At 36.9% G+C, this 17002-nt stretch carries 12 protein-coding genes; 2 read left to right on the top strand and 10 right to left on the bottom strand.

Annotated features, from left to right (window positions below):
- Nucleotides 1-364 precede the first annotated feature (364 nt).
- Both G006_RS0116560 and G006_RS27180 read left to right on the top strand, forming a co-directional pair.
- Nucleotides 365-2440 (top strand): right-handed parallel beta-helix repeat-containing protein, encoded by a 2076-nt coding sequence (locus G006_RS0116560; RefSeq protein WP_020484338.1) that lies wholly within the window; start codon nt 365-367, stop codon nt 2438-2440.
- Between the two features lie 145 nt (nt 2441-2585).
- Nucleotides 2586-3647, top strand: coding sequence for an acyltransferase family protein (locus tag G006_RS27180; protein ID WP_020484337.1), 1062 nt, complete (start codon nt 2586-2588; stop codon nt 3645-3647).
- A 42-nt stretch (nt 3648-3689) separates the two neighbouring features.
- Here the strand turns inward: G006_RS27180 and G006_RS0116550 are convergent, their stop codons facing one another.
- From G006_RS0116550 to G006_RS0116505, 10 genes are all read right to left on the bottom strand, one after another.
- Nucleotides 3690-4865 (bottom strand): glycosyltransferase, encoded by a 1176-nt coding sequence (locus G006_RS0116550; protein ID WP_026147112.1) that lies wholly within the window; start codon nt 4863-4865, stop codon nt 3690-3692.
- A 133-nt stretch (nt 4866-4998) separates the two neighbouring features.
- Nucleotides 4999-5913 carry a DUF6625 family protein gene (locus G006_RS0116545; protein ID WP_020484335.1) on the bottom strand — a complete coding sequence of 305 codons (915 nt, stop codon included), beginning with the start codon at nt 5911-5913 and terminating at the stop codon, nt 4999-5001.
- A complete protein-coding gene (locus G006_RS0116540) occupies nt 5913-7139 on the bottom strand; it encodes a glycosyltransferase family 4 protein (protein ID WP_160167682.1) in 1227 nt (408 codons plus the stop codon). The genes G006_RS0116545 and G006_RS0116540 overlap by 1 nt, the downstream gene beginning before the upstream one ends.
- Before the next feature lie 50 nt (nt 7140-7189).
- Nucleotides 7190-8389 carry an acyltransferase family protein gene (locus G006_RS27175; RefSeq protein ID WP_020484333.1) on the bottom strand — a complete coding sequence of 400 codons (1200 nt, stop codon included), beginning with the start codon at nt 8387-8389 and terminating at the stop codon, nt 7190-7192.
- 26 nt (nt 8390-8415) lie between these two features.
- Nucleotides 8416-9549, bottom strand: coding sequence for a glycosyltransferase (locus G006_RS25725; protein WP_081607947.1), 1134 nt, complete (start codon nt 9547-9549; stop codon nt 8416-8418).
- Between the two features lie 9 nt (nt 9550-9558).
- Nucleotides 9559-10584 (bottom strand): glycosyltransferase family 2 protein, encoded by a 1026-nt coding sequence (locus G006_RS0116525; protein WP_020484331.1) that lies wholly within the window; start codon nt 10582-10584, stop codon nt 9559-9561.
- Between the two features lie 99 nt (nt 10585-10683).
- On the bottom strand, nt 10684-12207 hold the full coding sequence (locus tag G006_RS0116520) for a lipopolysaccharide biosynthesis protein (RefSeq protein ID WP_026147111.1): 1524 nt from the start codon (nt 12205-12207) through the stop codon (nt 10684-10686).
- A gap of 63 nt (nt 12208-12270) precedes the next feature.
- Nucleotides 12271-13521, bottom strand: a complete 1251-nt coding sequence (locus G006_RS0116515) for an O-antigen ligase family protein (RefSeq protein WP_020484329.1) — start codon at nt 13519-13521, stop codon at nt 12271-12273.
- A gap of 692 nt (nt 13522-14213) precedes the next feature.
- Entirely contained in the window at nt 14214-15206 is a 993-nt protein-coding gene (locus G006_RS0116510) for an acyltransferase family protein (RefSeq protein WP_020484328.1), read from the bottom strand.
- Nucleotides 15207-15278: 72 nt separating this feature from the next.
- Nucleotides 15279-15689 (bottom strand): VanZ family protein, encoded by a 411-nt coding sequence (locus G006_RS0116505; protein ID WP_020484327.1) that lies wholly within the window; start codon nt 15687-15689, stop codon nt 15279-15281.
- Nucleotides 15690-17002 lie beyond the last annotated feature (1313 nt).

Here is a 17002-nt window from a genome sequence, read left to right as displayed (position 1 = left end):
GACTGAATACTGTCTACCTTGGCTTTCCGAGCCTTCGGCAAAAGCAAGATGGAATCAGGATTAGCCTCAAGTCTAACTTCATGAATTTAGCGCTGTTAGAAGCTCTTCATAACATATTGTGTAAATTGACTTATATTTAGTGAGTTTTTGCTGAGGCTTGCACGTAGTCAGGTGAGATTATAAATACCGATAGGCTTAAAGTACTGATATAGCTTTTACGTCACACCTAAAAGCATCGAAAACAATAATAGTTAATATACTAGGGATAGAATGAACCCCCTCTGGACAAGGCTAAAATATACATTTGGTATGTGGAGCATAGAATTTAACTTTGCAATAATGCGCAATTAGTTTGAGAAACCCTATGTCATTAAATAAATTTACCCTACTCGCCATAATTTTCTTTTCAACCAACGCGATAGCCCATAATTTTTATATCTCCCCATCTGGAAATGACAGCTCAGACGGATTATCTGGTGTAAAAACAGAAACAAGCGGCCCATTTCAAACGCTAGCACGAGCACAAAAAGCCATCAGAGATTTGAAAACGAATAAGCTTTTCAAAGAATCTGTAACGGTTCATATCCTATCCGGTACTTACCAACTGCATAAAGCTATGGAATTTGATATCAGAGATTCAGGTAACGCTGAAAAAATCGTTCGATGGCAAGGTGAAAACGGACCAGTAATTATTAGCGGTGGTATCTCGTTGCAGAACTGTGGCCATATAGAAGATAAACTTTGGACTTGTCCGACATTAGACCTGCCCTTGGATAAGATCAAATATCCCCAAAATTACCGTAAACGCGGTAATGTACCCGGCTTTGAGCTGTTTATAAATCAAGAACCAATGCATCTTGCTCGCTGGCCGAACTCTGACTGGGCACATATAAAACTCCCCGTTGATGAACGAACCAGTTTCACTAGCATCGAACCCATGCCCTCATTAGAAAGCGATCTTAGCAACGCTCAAGTACACATAATGGCTGGCAATGATTGGCATGATCAATATATAGCCGTATTAAACATAGTTAGAGATGAAAACAAAATAATCCTCGCAAGCAATACTAATTACCCTCTAACTAGTGGTCGTAGATATTACCTGCAAAATATACAATCAGAACTGGATGCACCAGGCGAATGGTTTTATGACAAATCCAACAACAGAATATTATTTATAGCTCCAGATAGCAATCAGCCCAAAACAATAGAAGCCTCTTCCTTACAAAACCTATTCACCTTCATGGGTTCAAAGTTCATTAGCTTTAATAATTTAACATTTCAATATAGTACGGATGTGGCTATAAGCCTAGATAAGACTAGTCACATAGAATTCAATGAAATAAAAGTCATCAATATAGGTGGAAAAGCTATTGAAGTTAAATATAGTGATAATTTCAGATTTTTGAACAGCTTTATTCATAATACTGGCGAAGGCGGCATTGTAATTAGCGGAGGGAATAGAAACTCTTTGACTGCTGCAAACAACCTAATTCATAACAATCATATTAATGATTTTGGCCGAATTGTTATGACCTACACCCCAGCAGTTGAAGCCTCGGGAGTAGGCACCCATATCACGCATAACTTGATAGAACGAAGCCCCGGCACCGGAATTCTTTTATTCGGGAATGACCATTTGGTAGAGAAAAATGAAATACATCATGTATGCGAACAGGCATCAGACTGTGGGGCAATTTATTCGGGGAGGGATTGGACATATCGTGGCAATATTATTCGCTATAACAGCATACATGACTTATCCGGCTATGGCCTTAAAAGCGTAGATATCGTCAATAACAAAGTAACCTATATAAAACCGGATGGCGTGCGGGGAGTTTATCTAGACGACTTAGTAAGTGGCTTTAGCGTAGTAGGCAATATTTTTAATAATGCGGGAGTTATGGCAGTTCAGATTGGAGGAGGAAGGGACAATATAATAGAAAACAATATTATTACCACAAATAATTATGCTATCTGGGTAGATAATCGTATACCTAGTATCGCCTTAAAAAAAGGCTTTTTAGAAGTACCAACTAATAGCCGAACCTGGCTGAATAAATATCCAAAACTTGGACAACCGGTATCTAACGAAAACTGGCCTGAGGGCAATAGTCTGCAACGCAACATCATGATATCTAACAAACCAGACGCCTTGTTATTACGATATACATTGCCTGCCAATAGCAACACAATTGCCCACAATCTCATTTGGAGCGTTACTGGCTCCGTTATCCTAAACTATAACATTCTTGATAAATCCAAAAAAAGAGACAATGCTTCATGGCAAGAATGGATTGCCGAGGGTGTTGAGCAAAACAGCATATTCGCCGATCCTTGCGTCACTTTTGTTGGAAATATTGCGAATATATGCTCAGAATCTCCTATCAATAAAATTGGATTTAAACCTTTACCATCAGATATAGGCTTAATAAGATAGTCGCATATCTAACAAACTTATTCAAGAATATATAACCAGGCCTTACGCTCATATTTAAATATAAAATAACTGCAAATTAAGCGAGATCTATCAAAAAATCTAGTGGTTATTAATCTTACAATTTCGACTTAGCCAAGGTTAACTTATGAACAGATTTATTGTTTTAGATGGGATCAGAGGCATTGCAGCATTATTTGTCATCACAAGACATACAAGAATATTCTGGGGCCATGACTTCTTTAGAAGCTACCTTGCCGTGGATTTATTCTTTATTTTGAGCGGCTTTGTGATTGCATACGCGTATGAAGAAAAACTGAAAAACAAAACCATTTCATTGAAAAATTTTTTGTTAATTAGATTGATACGACTATATCCAGTTTATATTTTTTCATTAATTCTCTCTACGCTAGCATTAATAGCTCCGCTGGTAATTCACCGCGGACTCAACGCGGCCGCTATTTTTGACATTTGTAATTTGACATTCATGGCCGCGCTATTTCTACCGACACAGGTCGCAGGAAATTTAAACTTATTCCCCATCAATCCTGTATATTGGTCTTTATTTTTTGAACTAATAGCCAACCTACTGTATGCCGTAACACGACCATATCTTAGTAACAAGGTATTGCTTTTAGCCGTCATCATCTCCGAGATAATGGTAGTTGCATCCGCAAACTATAATGGGAACCTTGATATAGGCTTCACTTGGGAGACGTGGGCAATACTTGCGGGACTATTTCGCTCAATTTTTGGCTTTTTCCTTGGCATACTATTATATAGATGTAAAGATACAACTCCGAGCCTTCAGAAAAAGTATAAAGAACTTATGCCATACATTACTATACTAATTATATGCATAATACTATCATCACCTTCGGCAGATAAATTAGACTTTATAATTGATATTATTATTGTCACAACAGTTTTTCCTACCTTAGTGATCCTAGCTTCTCAAGGTAAAAGCAAAGTAATTGAACCGTCACTATCAATTCTTGGCTCTGCAAGCTATCCAATTTACCTCATCCACATCCCAATTGGACACATTATCTCAGGAATTTTTAAAGAACATATAGTCGACACTACTCCAATATCAGGCACTATACTTACATTATCCCTAATTAGTTTTTCAGTTTGGCTTGAGAAAGCGTATGATTTACCAATTAGAAGACTCCTATCAAATAAGATTTCCTCTCGAATAAGCAGATAAAAACATATAGCAAATATTTATCTACAGTAAATGCCAAAAACTTCAGGACGTTATGCGCGTAGAAACATCCCTATAGATAGTCATTAATTCCTGATAGTTTTGTTCCTCAGTATATTTACCCAGAAACATGTTCCTAGCATTTATAGAAAGTCTCTGCAGTTCTTGAGGATTGTCAAACAACCATTTAGCTTTATTTGCCAAATCTTCCGCATTACCAGGTTCAAATAATACTCCAGTTTCACCATCGCGAATTACATCTGCCATACTACCTAATTTAGAGGCCAGTACCGGAAGGCCATGCGCAAATGCTTCCACCAATACCAGCGGAAACCCTTCATACCATTCTGATGGCAATACTAGAAAGCTAGCCTCTGCCATTAACTTACTAACAGCTGCTGAGTTTTGCCGACCTAACGCTTCCACATTTTTTTTATTTATGAGCAATGTATCCAAAGGCCCAGTGCCTGCAATTTTAAGCAGCCTCGCATCATCCATTCTATTCCAAGCCTTGAGTAACGTATGAATGCCTTTTTCTAGGCTAATACGCCCTACAAACAACGCAAAAACTGAATCAATGTCCCGAGCACTCTTCAACCCAGGCCAGGGATCAGAAAGAAAGTTAGCTTTGACCGAAACTTTCTCACTAGGAAAACCAGCGGACACAAATTTACTTTTTGCAAAGTCCGTAAGTGCAATAAAGCGGGAGACTTTGTTTAACCAAGTGCCCTGATTCCGATGCTTGGCGACCATATGGGCAACCACAAGACTTCCGAGCCTAGACCCCCTATAACAGCCATATAAAGCCGCTTGGTACGGCGTACCCGAAATACATTGTTCGCAAATCTTACCTTCTCGCATCAACATTGCGCCAGGGCAAATTAGTCGATAATTATGCAAAGTCTGAACAACAGGAACCCCTTCATCCAAACAAGCATCGTATATGGATGGGCTAATTTGCGGGAAAAAGTTATGGACATGAACTACATCTGGTTGAAAAGCTTTGAGCTTTTCCCTTGCAACATTACGAGATAAAACAGAATAACTTGTATTGATAGCGACTTTTACTTTGCCTACAACCCCTCCAGGTAAGTCTTTATTATCGAGGATCCACATCTCTACATGGTGGCCGTGTTGTATCAGTAAATTCGCCTCCGCCATTACAACATTATCTTCCCCCCCAGCTTGTTGGTAACGGTTATGGACAAACAGGATCTTCATAGGTTAAATTTAAAGAATGAAAAATTACAAAAAGTAACAACGCCTAAAATCAAAAGTGGATCATCTTTCGCCACCGATAGAACTGTTGGGAGCAAAAAATGCATATCTACGCTTATCCAACGCTAAAGACCGACTATTTTAAGGCTGAGCTTTTGAACACCTTAATAATACGAGGCACAAAGAACCTAAATAAATGGGCAACATTTGGAAAATAACTATAAATTTTATACCCCTGACTTTTTTGTCCATCACTAACGCCAAAGAATCCAAACTGATTAATAATCAACTGTAGCTTATTTAAATCTTTTAAATCATAGAGCTCAGCCATTTTCCGCTTCTGGAAATGGATATATATATACTCTTTATCTATAATCGCTCCATTTTTACAAATTAATTTACCATTTGACCAAAAAAAATATTGACCCCAACGATTATTGTGAGCTGTCATATATAAAAAAGGGCTCTTTGAGTTAATATCCGCAATCAATTCCTCACGGAATACGGGATAACTCATCAACGCAAATATCTTGTCGATGCCGTTGGTTTCATCGAAATTATAAAATTTTTCAGATGAAAAAATAATTTTGTAGTTAAGCCCACCCAGGACGTTTTTATACGTATTATTTACGTTTGAATTATTTTTATATAAAGTCAAATGACCCCTACGAAAAATCTTAACATGCTGATCATTTTTCACGACTTTGAGGACAGGGGACAGGTCTCCAAAAAGCATATCAAAATCGCAATGCCCCCACCATTCATACCCATTTAGATATTCCGACAGTAACTCACCATAAGCTGGCTGAAAATCAGTAAGCTTATAAGGGGAGTTTAGTGCAATAGGAAAATCAAAAAAAGACTGAAATCGTGTACGTATCGCTTCGAAATCTGTTTTAATGAATCGAACATTATCTGGCAGATGCGCCGGTACTTCAAAATCGACAAAAAATAAGAAATCAATCGTATTGTTTAAACGACAAGAATGGATAAATAAGTCAAAATAAGCGGGTCGCTTGCCAAAGTATAAATTTAAAATAATAACTCTCATCAATCTACCCCGAGCTTAAAATTTACCTGAGCTTCAAAGAACATTTCAATACCATTAAAAAAGTTTTGCGCCATATTCTCAATTGAAAAAAACTTTGCTCCGCTTATCGCATTGTTCCGCAAAAAAACAAGCTTCTCCAAATCATCGAGTGTGTTAACGATTTCTCCAGCATACTCTTCCGGGACCGCATTGGTCATTAGTCCGTTATATCCGCTCTGCAAGTATTCTATCTCGGGACTATGATAAGGTATGTTACAAGTAAACAAAGGCAACCCGGCGACAAAAGCATCTAGGATTGCTAAACCAACCAAACCTGGGCATAAAAATATTTCAGCCGATTTAAATGCTAAGGCCTTTTCTTTATTGAACAACGGACCCAAATATTTAATATACGAATATCGATTAGAATATTTCTCCACTAGACTTCTATCATCACCACTGCCAACTACTAATAATACAAATCCGGGATTTTTATTGTGAATCAACACAGCCGCGTCCAATAAAAAATCAAGCCGCTTTTCCCCATAGAGGCTACCACAAAACAGTCCAATTCTTGCACTAGCATCTATTTGAAAACGAAACTTAAACTCCTCAATGTCATTAGCCGTTACATCTGCCAATAGTTGCTGAAAATAAGAAGTGTCGATACTATTATTTAATGCTGTTATTTGTGATTTTGGATAACCCAAACCACCAATATAACGTGCAACACCTTCAGTATATGCAAACCACCAGTCGCACTTCTTTGATAATAATTTTTTCATTCTTTCTCGCCAACTATCCGGATTACCTTGTCTATTTTGCCCATGCCCCCAATAACCGAATTTTTTTAATCCAAGAACATGAAAAATTATTAGCAAATAATTATGAAAGTGTTTGTTGGCTTGCTCAGTAATCACAAAGTCAGCCCAAAGAATATGAGAAAGCGAATGACGCAAAAAGTGAAGTTTACCATTGAACAACCACAAACTATTTTCCACGAGACAGCAACCTTCACCTATAAGGATATTGTCTCCCTTACTTTGTTCCTGAGGCGGTGGCGATCCGCATACAACTCGGAGTTGATGCCCTTGCCGGCTTAACAAATGTTGTAATTCATTAAATAAAGGCACTCGATATTGTTTAAGCACGGGCTGAAATATAACTATTTTCATTATTAAGCTCTCAACAATTGGACCATTTATAAAAAAAACAATATTCTCTTTTGGAAAAAAGAAAGTTTCCAAGCTTATTTTCCATATCATTGAGAATTAATGACATTAGATATCCAAATATTTTAATCTATTAGCCCATAAATATATTTTCTAACTTTATAGGTATGCTTTTCAGTGATCAAAGACAACAGCCATGCAAAACTAATACAAATTACTACAAATATCAAAGCCGTTAACCATTGATAACCATACCTTGGCACATCATGCCATCCGTATCCAAAATTATCTTTTAACACGGAACACATAAACATCAATAGCGGCACATGCACTGCATACAATGAATATGAAAACCCGCCTAATTTAGCATGCCAACTAGATCTTAAAATAACCCAATTAACTTCTCGGAATCGCAACGAACACAAAACATTTGCAAACAAGATTGCAACTATTATTTCAAATAAAAACCCAAATGCCCCAAAAATTACTTCCGATCTAACTCCCAACCTTATACCAATTAAAACTAATAGAAAAAAAATAAAAGCGGCTAAAGGGGATTTGATTAACACGTTTTCCTTCTTTACAAAAAAAAGCGCACCAAGGCCCCATAAGATGAAGCCAATAAAGTGCCACTTTGATGCGAGCGACATTGATATAAGAAGTGCAAAACCTAATGCGAAGAGGCCATATCCTTTCACGGATTTATTATAAAAGACTGGAGCCAATAACAATGGAAATGTCATGTAATACCAGAATTCATTCGCAAGAGTTTCAAGGGGGCCATTCGTACCTAGCGTATCAAAAAACAAGTTTTGCAAATTTAAAACAGAACCAAATATAGACATATTAAACTGCAGATCAGATTGCCCCATTAGCTTAATCAAATGTTCACTATAAACGACAGATGAAGGAAACAAATCCATACCTAAATAGTCCAGGCCATTTCCTATGATTAATACGGGTATAAGCACCAAATATATTCTTGTTACTCTGGCTACAATATATTTCTTTGAATTGAAGTTACTTTTATTCAAGGCCGCCCTAAGAACTGGACCTCCAACTAAAAATCCACTTAACACAAAAAAAACCACCACTCCCCAGTGAGCAAACCCCGTGACAAATCCCCACAAATAACTCGTAATTGTCCTTTCACTCGAAGGTATTAAGTGTAACGTCACAAACATTCTGTTATTTAAATGGGTTATAAGTACAAAAAACGCAGAAATCCAACGGGCTGCATCTAGAAACGCTGAAAGTCCTGAATTGAATTCTGAGTAACCGTGAACTGTTGGACTGTTTTCGCTTACAGTGTATTTTTCTCTCATCTTAAAAACTCCCGCCAGATAAAAATCTATTCCTTAACTCTATATTCGTCAATTACCTCTTCATAAATCTTTTCCAATTTAGCCGAACAACTTCTTACTTCAAATTGATTAACTACAAAGTTCCTTGCATTGTTAGCCATTAAAACGATAGTCTCTGGACTGGAAAGCAACTTATCCACTTGTAGCGCCAACTCATTAAAATCATTTTCTTCATACATTAAACCCGTCTCATATTCAACCATCGCCTCAGGAATGCCGCCTGAACGAGTTGTAAGTACTGGCAAACCACAGGCTTGTGCTTCAATTAAGGCAATACCGAACGCCTCGGTTTGTCCCTTAGAGTCTTTTCTACTGGCGTGGACATATAACGTTGCTCTATGCAATTCGGCGAGGACTGACTCGTGAGGTAACGCTCCGCACCAAATGATGTTCCGCGAAACGCCTAGTTGCTCAGCTAAATGCAACAATTCTTTTGTTTCTGAACCAGACCCTATCTGTACTAGTTGCAAATCAGGATATTTTTTTATGAGAATCGCCATGGCTCTAAGAATGGTGTCCACTCCCTTCCACTCTACATGCCGGGATACATTCACAATACGGTTTGGTAATTTTGGTTCAAAACCAACATTGAATTTTTCGGTATCAACACCAATATAATGCACTATCAGTTTTTCAGATGGACACCCCCTTTTTATGAGGCATTGCCTTAAATATTCAGATACCGCCAATATTCGAGAAGAATAGCTAAATAACGCCTTTTCTCGAAGAAGATAAAGTAAATTAGATAATTTTTTAGAACGTAATAGTGAGCAGCGGGACTGTTGTGCGTCAAACCCGTGGTAAGTAACTACCAAAGGAAGTTTTTTTCTTTTTGCAAGCGGCAAAATCATTGCAGCGTCTGGGCCAAAATGCGCATGTATCAATTCGGGGAGTTGCTTAATTTGTGCAACACCAAATATAGTAAATAGTATGCGTCGAATAAGACTACTTTTACCAACAACGCAGAACGATTTATCCGCCATGTTCTGCATTAGATCGCCAAATGGGTCTCTAAACCATATATTAAAATCAAATTTATAAATTCCAGACAATTGACTTGGAATAAATGCTTCTGATGGCAATAGAAAGACAGTTCTGTAAATTACTATTAATTTTTTCATTCAACACTTCTAACTAAAAAATATTACTCGCTTGGCAAAAAAGCGACCCTTATCAATATTTGACTTAATTGTAAAAAAAATCTTCTTGATAACGAAGTATAACGCAGGACTTCTTAATAGTAGCATTTCCTTCAAAGAATTCGATTGGTTATACCTATATGTCTTGATCGTCTCTAAAACAATATTTGGCAAATAATTGAAAGAACTTACACACATATCAATTAAAGAAAACAAGGCGCTGTTAATATATTTAGCCCTAATACGCCCAATTTCATAACCTTCGCAAACCTTAACAGAATCCAACACAGCCAAAGCTTCATTAAATGCTTCCAATCTATTAGCCACAAAATCAATATTAATTTTTGACCTTGTCAATGAGCCTGCTCTGACCCTTATAGAATAAAATTTTTCTTTGGTTCTATAGGTAACTTTACTTAGAAGATAAGCCTTCATAGTAAATACATGATCTTCGTGTATCCGCTTAGAAAATTGCAAAGTGTTGTCGATAATAATTTTTCTTTTAAGAATATATGTCCAAACAGCCGCTGTGTAATTTCCTCTATCAATTAGATCGAATGCTGCCGCCAATCCATTTTCTAACCAGTCTGAGTTGTGATGACAAAGCTTATCCTCTTTAATGCCAGACTCATAAAACAGTTCGGCGCTAAAACAAAACATATCCATATTTTCATTTTCAATAAGTTTATTACCGAATTCTTCGAAAAGACCTGGCAGTACGATATCATCCGCATCACAACAAAAAATATAATCTCCAGCACACAAACTAACACCGTAATCCCTCGCCAAGCCCAGTCCTTTATTTTCTTGAGAAAACACCTTGACTATGCTGTCTCCTTTAAATGCTTCTAAAACAACCTTCTCTGTATTATCGGTCGAACCATCATTTATCACTATAATTTCTTTCGGCTTAACACTTTGATTAGTGAGAGAGTATATTGATTCTAAAATATAATTCTCAACATTATAAGCAGGAATGACGACAGATACAGGAACGTTTAATGTATTATTTGACATGAAGTTTATTACAATTCAAGTAATTAAAATTATTTTCAGAACCAACTTAAGAAAACCTACCCAGAAATAAGCAGTTGCGATGTCATCACTACTTATTATTCACACAAAGAACCTTCTAATAAAAGTCTTCATTTCTGGCGTTAGCACCCAAAAACCAATTCCAACTATTGGAAAAGTCAAAATCGATTTTTGAACAGAATACACCAAAAAATTATAATATTTATTATTAAAATCATAAGCAAATATAGGAATCTGCTCAACAATGCAAATTGAGATAAAAGATATAACTAAATATTTAAATATCCTTAAAAAATAAAATCTCAGCTTCTCTGGCATAAATTCTCTATATAAAAAAATAGGCTTCCAAATTCCGACGATAAAAAACATACTAACAAAGGCACCCAATGGCACACCTACTATGCCCATCGTTTTTCCGGCCAATATAGACACACTTACATTAATCAACGCTTCGGTAATTGGCGCCCATACATCTTTAAATAAGCCACATGCGCTTATAAATTCGTCGTTTGTTTTTCTTGTTAACGAAACAAATAAACTTAATAACAGTATTATCTTTATCTCATGTGACAAAATGAAAGCACTACCAAGCCAGACGGATATAAATAAATCTATAATATTGTACGTAACATATACCATTCCTGTAGCAATCCAATATCGTGATACCTGCAATTCCCAGAAAACTTTTAATGTCTTTTTATTGTCTTTCTCGGCAACAAGATTACCCACCGCAGCATTAGTACTATCAAAAATACTACTCAATAGCGTGTAAATTGATGATGTTATAAGGGTATAGTTGGTATACATCGTCACCATAGCAAGGTTTGAAAAAATATATACAAGAATCCCGGAAGCCTGCTGCAACACTACAGCGCTGAACTTATGAAAAAACGCCTGCCTTGCTTTTTGATAGATAAATGAATACTGACCAGTTAATGCTTTGCCAGTCTTTATACTTGTACAAAGATACGGATACAGCCTTTTAATCTGAATATTTAAAAAAACTGAATATAATGACAAGAAGCTAAACTCTAGAAATAGCCAACCGTAGACACCATAATCCACATAAATCAAACATACCATTTGAACTACAATTTTTATTATTTTAACTATATTAAATAGCTTAACCTTTACAAAGTTTTTTTGATCTGCTGCTAACAAAACTTCTTTATAGTTTACGAAATAGCCCAGCAGAGTGGTTAACAAATAAGTTACATAAGTTGTAACTATTATTTCGTATTGGATACCGCTATCGCTAAAAAATCTCGGCAAGAATACCACCGAAATCGAACCACATAGTAAAATAACGTATCCTATTCTATTATAAATATACCCAAAAACAGACAAAACGTCATTTATACCATCATTATCTTTTTCAAAAATAGGCTTATACAAGGCAAATGCTATAACTGAGGAAAACCCCATCTCAGCGAGATTTAAAAAACCCATTATATTCATCATCGCACTTGTCAACCCAACAAAGTCGGTGCCAAGATGCTTAATAAATATGCTTCGCGCTACAAATGTTGATGCGAGCAACAAGAAATAAAATAGCAAACTAATCTTTGCATTTTTAATCGTTTTTTGTACTCGTGATTTACTCATTCTTTGAATTTTTATAAAAAAAAGCACTAAAATAACATTGCAAACTCAGATCGCTTTAACTATTTATGCTCTTTTGAATTTATATTTCCATCCTATACTGTAAAAGTATAAGACTAAAAAAAATAGCCAAAGAACATTGGGGCTTTTAAAAATCGATGCTTCAGTAATATTGTGAACAAGCCAAACACTGACAAAAGACAAGATCACGGCATAACTTTGATTATCGTCTTTTATTAACCCAACCAATCCTCCTAAGACCTGAAGTAACATCCACACAAAAAAGAAAATTGATGCACCCCCCCCCCTCACAAGTAAGTCAAAATATCCATTGTGAAGTTGTCCAAACGCTTGGTGATAATATTTGTGAAATGTTAGAAGATTATCCTCTCCCCATCCAAAGAACGGTTTTTCGTAAAACCCCTTTAAGGCTGTTTCCCATAAACTAGCCCGCCCAGTAAAAGTAGAATCTCTTCCAATAGCCTTAAAAAAATACTCAATACTAAACACTTCTGGCTTTAATATAAACAGTAACCCCAAAACCATCAATACACAAAACATTGTTAATAATAATTTTAAAAACCTTACATTACCTGATGATGATCTAATAAATTTACTCCAGACGATAATAAAAGCTAGCGCAAACGACACAAGTATCGATGTCATACTATCAGCCTTAATAAGACAATACGCAACACTCATCAAAAGCAGAATTGCAGTCCAAAATATTAATTTATTTCTATTATTCATCAAAAATAAACTACACATAGAAACCCAAACCGCATCAACGCAGATAGCCCCTAAAGTGTTGGGATGCAAAGTAAACCCCCTTAACCCTGCTCTATACTCGCCATAGAGAGTTGCGGGCATTTGCGCCAAATCTGGCCTTATCAAGGAAAATAATATTGTCGCAACAAAGTATAAAAACAACATAATTAGCAATGTCTCAAAAAACTTATTTTTGTTTTGTATTAATAAACTAGCTGCAGATACAGCTATGAATCCAGCCCCTACCTTATGAATAACTCCCATCAATAAAAACCTAGGGAAATCAGTCCATAATATGGATAACAATGCCAGAAATAATAACATTAATAAAGGAATTGAGCGCTGGACTATATAAAAGAAAAAATCGCGCTGCTTAAACAACAAAATCAAAAACGCAGATATATACGCCAACGAGTCAACCACTTGATTCACGGCGCTGCTTTCCTGCCCTGGACGTGTATGCAATATACTTAGACCTGCCAACAAGAAAAACACTATAAAGGGAAAAAGATATATTGCTCCAGCGGGCTTGTAAGTGGCAGTTTTCATGAAATTACTTTTTTGATCACGCGAAAAATCCAATTTTGTTATTAAATAAGACTAGCCTATAATTTAATACTGACCATTTTCCTCGAAAATTGAAAGACATCATCTTTTGTATTCTATGCAAAAATTTTATTAATTTTCTGGGCTTTCTGTAGGAGATAAAAAATTAAATTTATCTCACAATCGGATTGTAACTAATATTACACTAGCCTGATTAGTCCTGGAGCACAGCTTGTGGAGCTAAACTTTACAGGGCATGTTTCTTAAATAATCGTTATAAATATGTAATTGTTTACACCATCGCCCAGTTCTATGATTTATCAGTACAACCGAATTCCTTAGCAAAGGATCCTCAATGCATCAGGACATTGTGATGGTCACGCATGTTTTATTCCATTCGCCATGGCGCTCCGTCCAGCACATATCTTAATAAACGTTAAAACTTAGACGTATATCGCCCTGTTCACATAATTTCAACTTAAAGACTTAATGGCATGAGCCTCAAAATCACATGAGATTCTCGAATTTGATTAGCAAAAAACTAATTAATTTAAATTAACTGAAAATAACAACATTGCCGATTCTTTTCGAGAATTCAAACTGTATTTATTTGTTATACCTAAGCACCCGCGAATTCAGCATACTGCTATTGTTAGCACCAATAAAAACAATATTCTTCCAATCTCTTATGCCTTCTAACTAGTTATTCGATCCAATATCGTTGATTTTGATAAAACATGTTTCTTAATAATTATTGGCCCATAAACGCCCACCAACAATAAAACAGGCGCTATTACCCAAAAGTTAGCACCATCCCAAGAAAAATTTGTCAAAATACCACCTTTTACCATACCAATAACTATGGTATTCATGAGGTAGATGCTGTAAGTATACTTACCTAACACCGCCCAAATTGGAATGTTTGAAAACGGCCCAACTCGCATCAAGCCTTGGAGTGCGGGCAATGAAAATAAACCAATAATTGCTTTTGAGACTTCAGCTGATAAATAAATAACTGATAAAAATGAAAAACAGAACAAAATAAAGAAAACATAGAAGAACCTTTCTACCAGGTTTAAATACCCTTCATAATAGTTAACCACCATAACTCCGATAGCGAAAAACATAAAATATTCACAAAACCTGTCCAGCATAAAAGCGCTTGTAACTGGCAAAAACATCAATAAGCCCCCTGTAAATACAGCGACCATCGGCTTTTGACTGAATGCCATAATAAACAATGGGAATACCATATACATTTCCATTAATACATATATAAACCAAAGAGACCCACCAGCACTTTTGGAAGGGATTATGAGTAGATTATATAGCTCGGTATAAAGATTTCCCGGCACGTCATCGACATGTATTAGCTTAGACATATACACCTTGCCAGCATAAATCAGAACACCAAACAACAAATATCCTGGAGCCAAGCGCTTTATCTTTTTAAATACATATAAAATATAACCTTCCATATTTTTTATAACAGGAAATGTATACGCCATTATTATTCCTGAAATAAACATAAAAAATGGCATATGGAACTTATAAATATAAAACTTAAGCACCGCGTACCATTCATTGCCGACTGGCATATCCGTTGCAACAATATGCCCTAACACAACAAGGAAAATAGCAAAGCCTTTAGCTCTATCTATATCAACGAGTCTGCTTTTTTTATCCAAACTTACAATCTCTCCGCTAAATATTAATGAAAAACAGCTTAAACACGAAAAAAAAGTAGCCTGCGATACATACTATTTTGAATAAGTGAATCGGCTACCCAATCTGCTTTTTAAGAAAAACTTACAAAAACATAAAAATACAACAGCACCACTAATATCGGCTGCTAAATCTAATACCTCGAAAGCACGACTAGGATTGGATAACTGATATAACTCATCGGCCACACCAATAACTGTCACAATCAATAATGGCATAAAAAACGCTGGCAAATGCCACCCCAAACCCAAATTAAACGAAGCCCCAAATACTAATATGGCCAGTACGCCAAATGCCAAAAAATGTGCCACTTTATCCAGACCAGAAACTTCACCCATTATTGCAGCCGGCGGCTGTGATGATTCGATGAAAAGTATCGCTATCCATGCGATGCTCAACGCGATAAACACCATTGCTAGATTGCGATTGCTTTCAAAGTGAGCCATTGTCTTGTTTATTTGGGGTTAAAATCCGCGCATTTGCAGCGTCCGCTAAATGCAAAACTGCCTGTGTGAGCGTGGGTATATGTGTCGCGAGATGCTGCAGTTTGGCTATGCCGCATACAATCTAGTCTATGCAGCCAACATTCCTGTAGTGCTGGCCGAAGTTTAAATTCAATGCCTTCTTGTTTACTCATAACGGAATAGCTGTCTGTTTCGCAATACGCTGAATAGGCTTTTGCTATTCCTCTATTGCCGGAGCAAATAATAGGTCGATACGCTGTTCGCCCAGTGCCTTTTTGGCTTTAACCCGAAAGCGCAGTTTGGCAACCAAGGTTTTTTCAAGATTTTGATTAAATCCTTTTACATACAAGGGGACCTCTAAAAATTAAAAAACCACCTTCTCCTTATTTGGGGGAAGACTGGGATGAGGGGATTAAAATCACTTATTTACACCCCCTCACCCTAACCCTCTCCCGGAGGGAGAGGAGATTTTTAGAGGTTCCCACAAATCTATGTCTCCGCCACGTCTATTATCGTCTGTACTAGAGCCAAACAATTTCAAGCTTGCTTGCGCTCCACACACTCAGCGGCAATGCTCTTTAAGATGTCGGCTTGTTGTTGCGTTAATCGCATGGTTTATGTCCGTATGTTGCGGCGCGGTAACTTGGCCTTGGATGTCCTTGATTCATTTTTTGGCCTCACACACCAGCTACCAATTTCTGTTGGGCGTTCTTAATTCTATTTGGTCAGATTAGAAAGTAAGTCCGTCATATCCGCCGGGACGCCAAAAGGTCACAAGAGCTGGTGTCCAGTGCCATGAATGGCGGGCTTCTAACCATCCATGAAGCCTAGGTTCCGGCAATCCATGCCGGAATAACGACCTTCGGCAATGTGATACCCCAAATCTGACAAAGTCGAATTAAAGCTTATGAAAAGGTCCGCTTAAAAATTAAAGAAACCTTTTCTCCCTTCATACTAAATGCCGCTAAGTTAAAACTTGTAGGTGCCAATTTATTCTCGCTATGGGCGCCAAAGGGCGAATAAATTCGACCCTACAGCATATTCAACTCTTAACTTAACTACATTGCCTTAATACATACCCAAAGGGCACAAAATGGAAATTGGGGTTAGGGAATCAAAACGAGTAATTCGCCTTAGCACGCTCTAAACAAGTTGGTTCCGATCAGACTCTCAGAGTACAGGTGGTTCGACAGGCTACCCCGACCGGAATTAATAAAATACTGTTCGTGGTTAGCCTGTCTAAGGACTTAGTCATAGCTTCCTTTTTAATTCCCCTCGCCCCAAGCAAGGAGAGG

Source organism: Methylomonas sp. MK1, from assembly GCF_000365425.1.
In the GTDB taxonomy this organism is placed as follows: Bacteria; Pseudomonadota; Gammaproteobacteria; order Methylococcales; family Methylomonadaceae; genus Methylomonas.
Note: the sequence above shows the minus strand (reverse complement) of the source record. Positions and strands in the feature narration are given on the sequence as shown.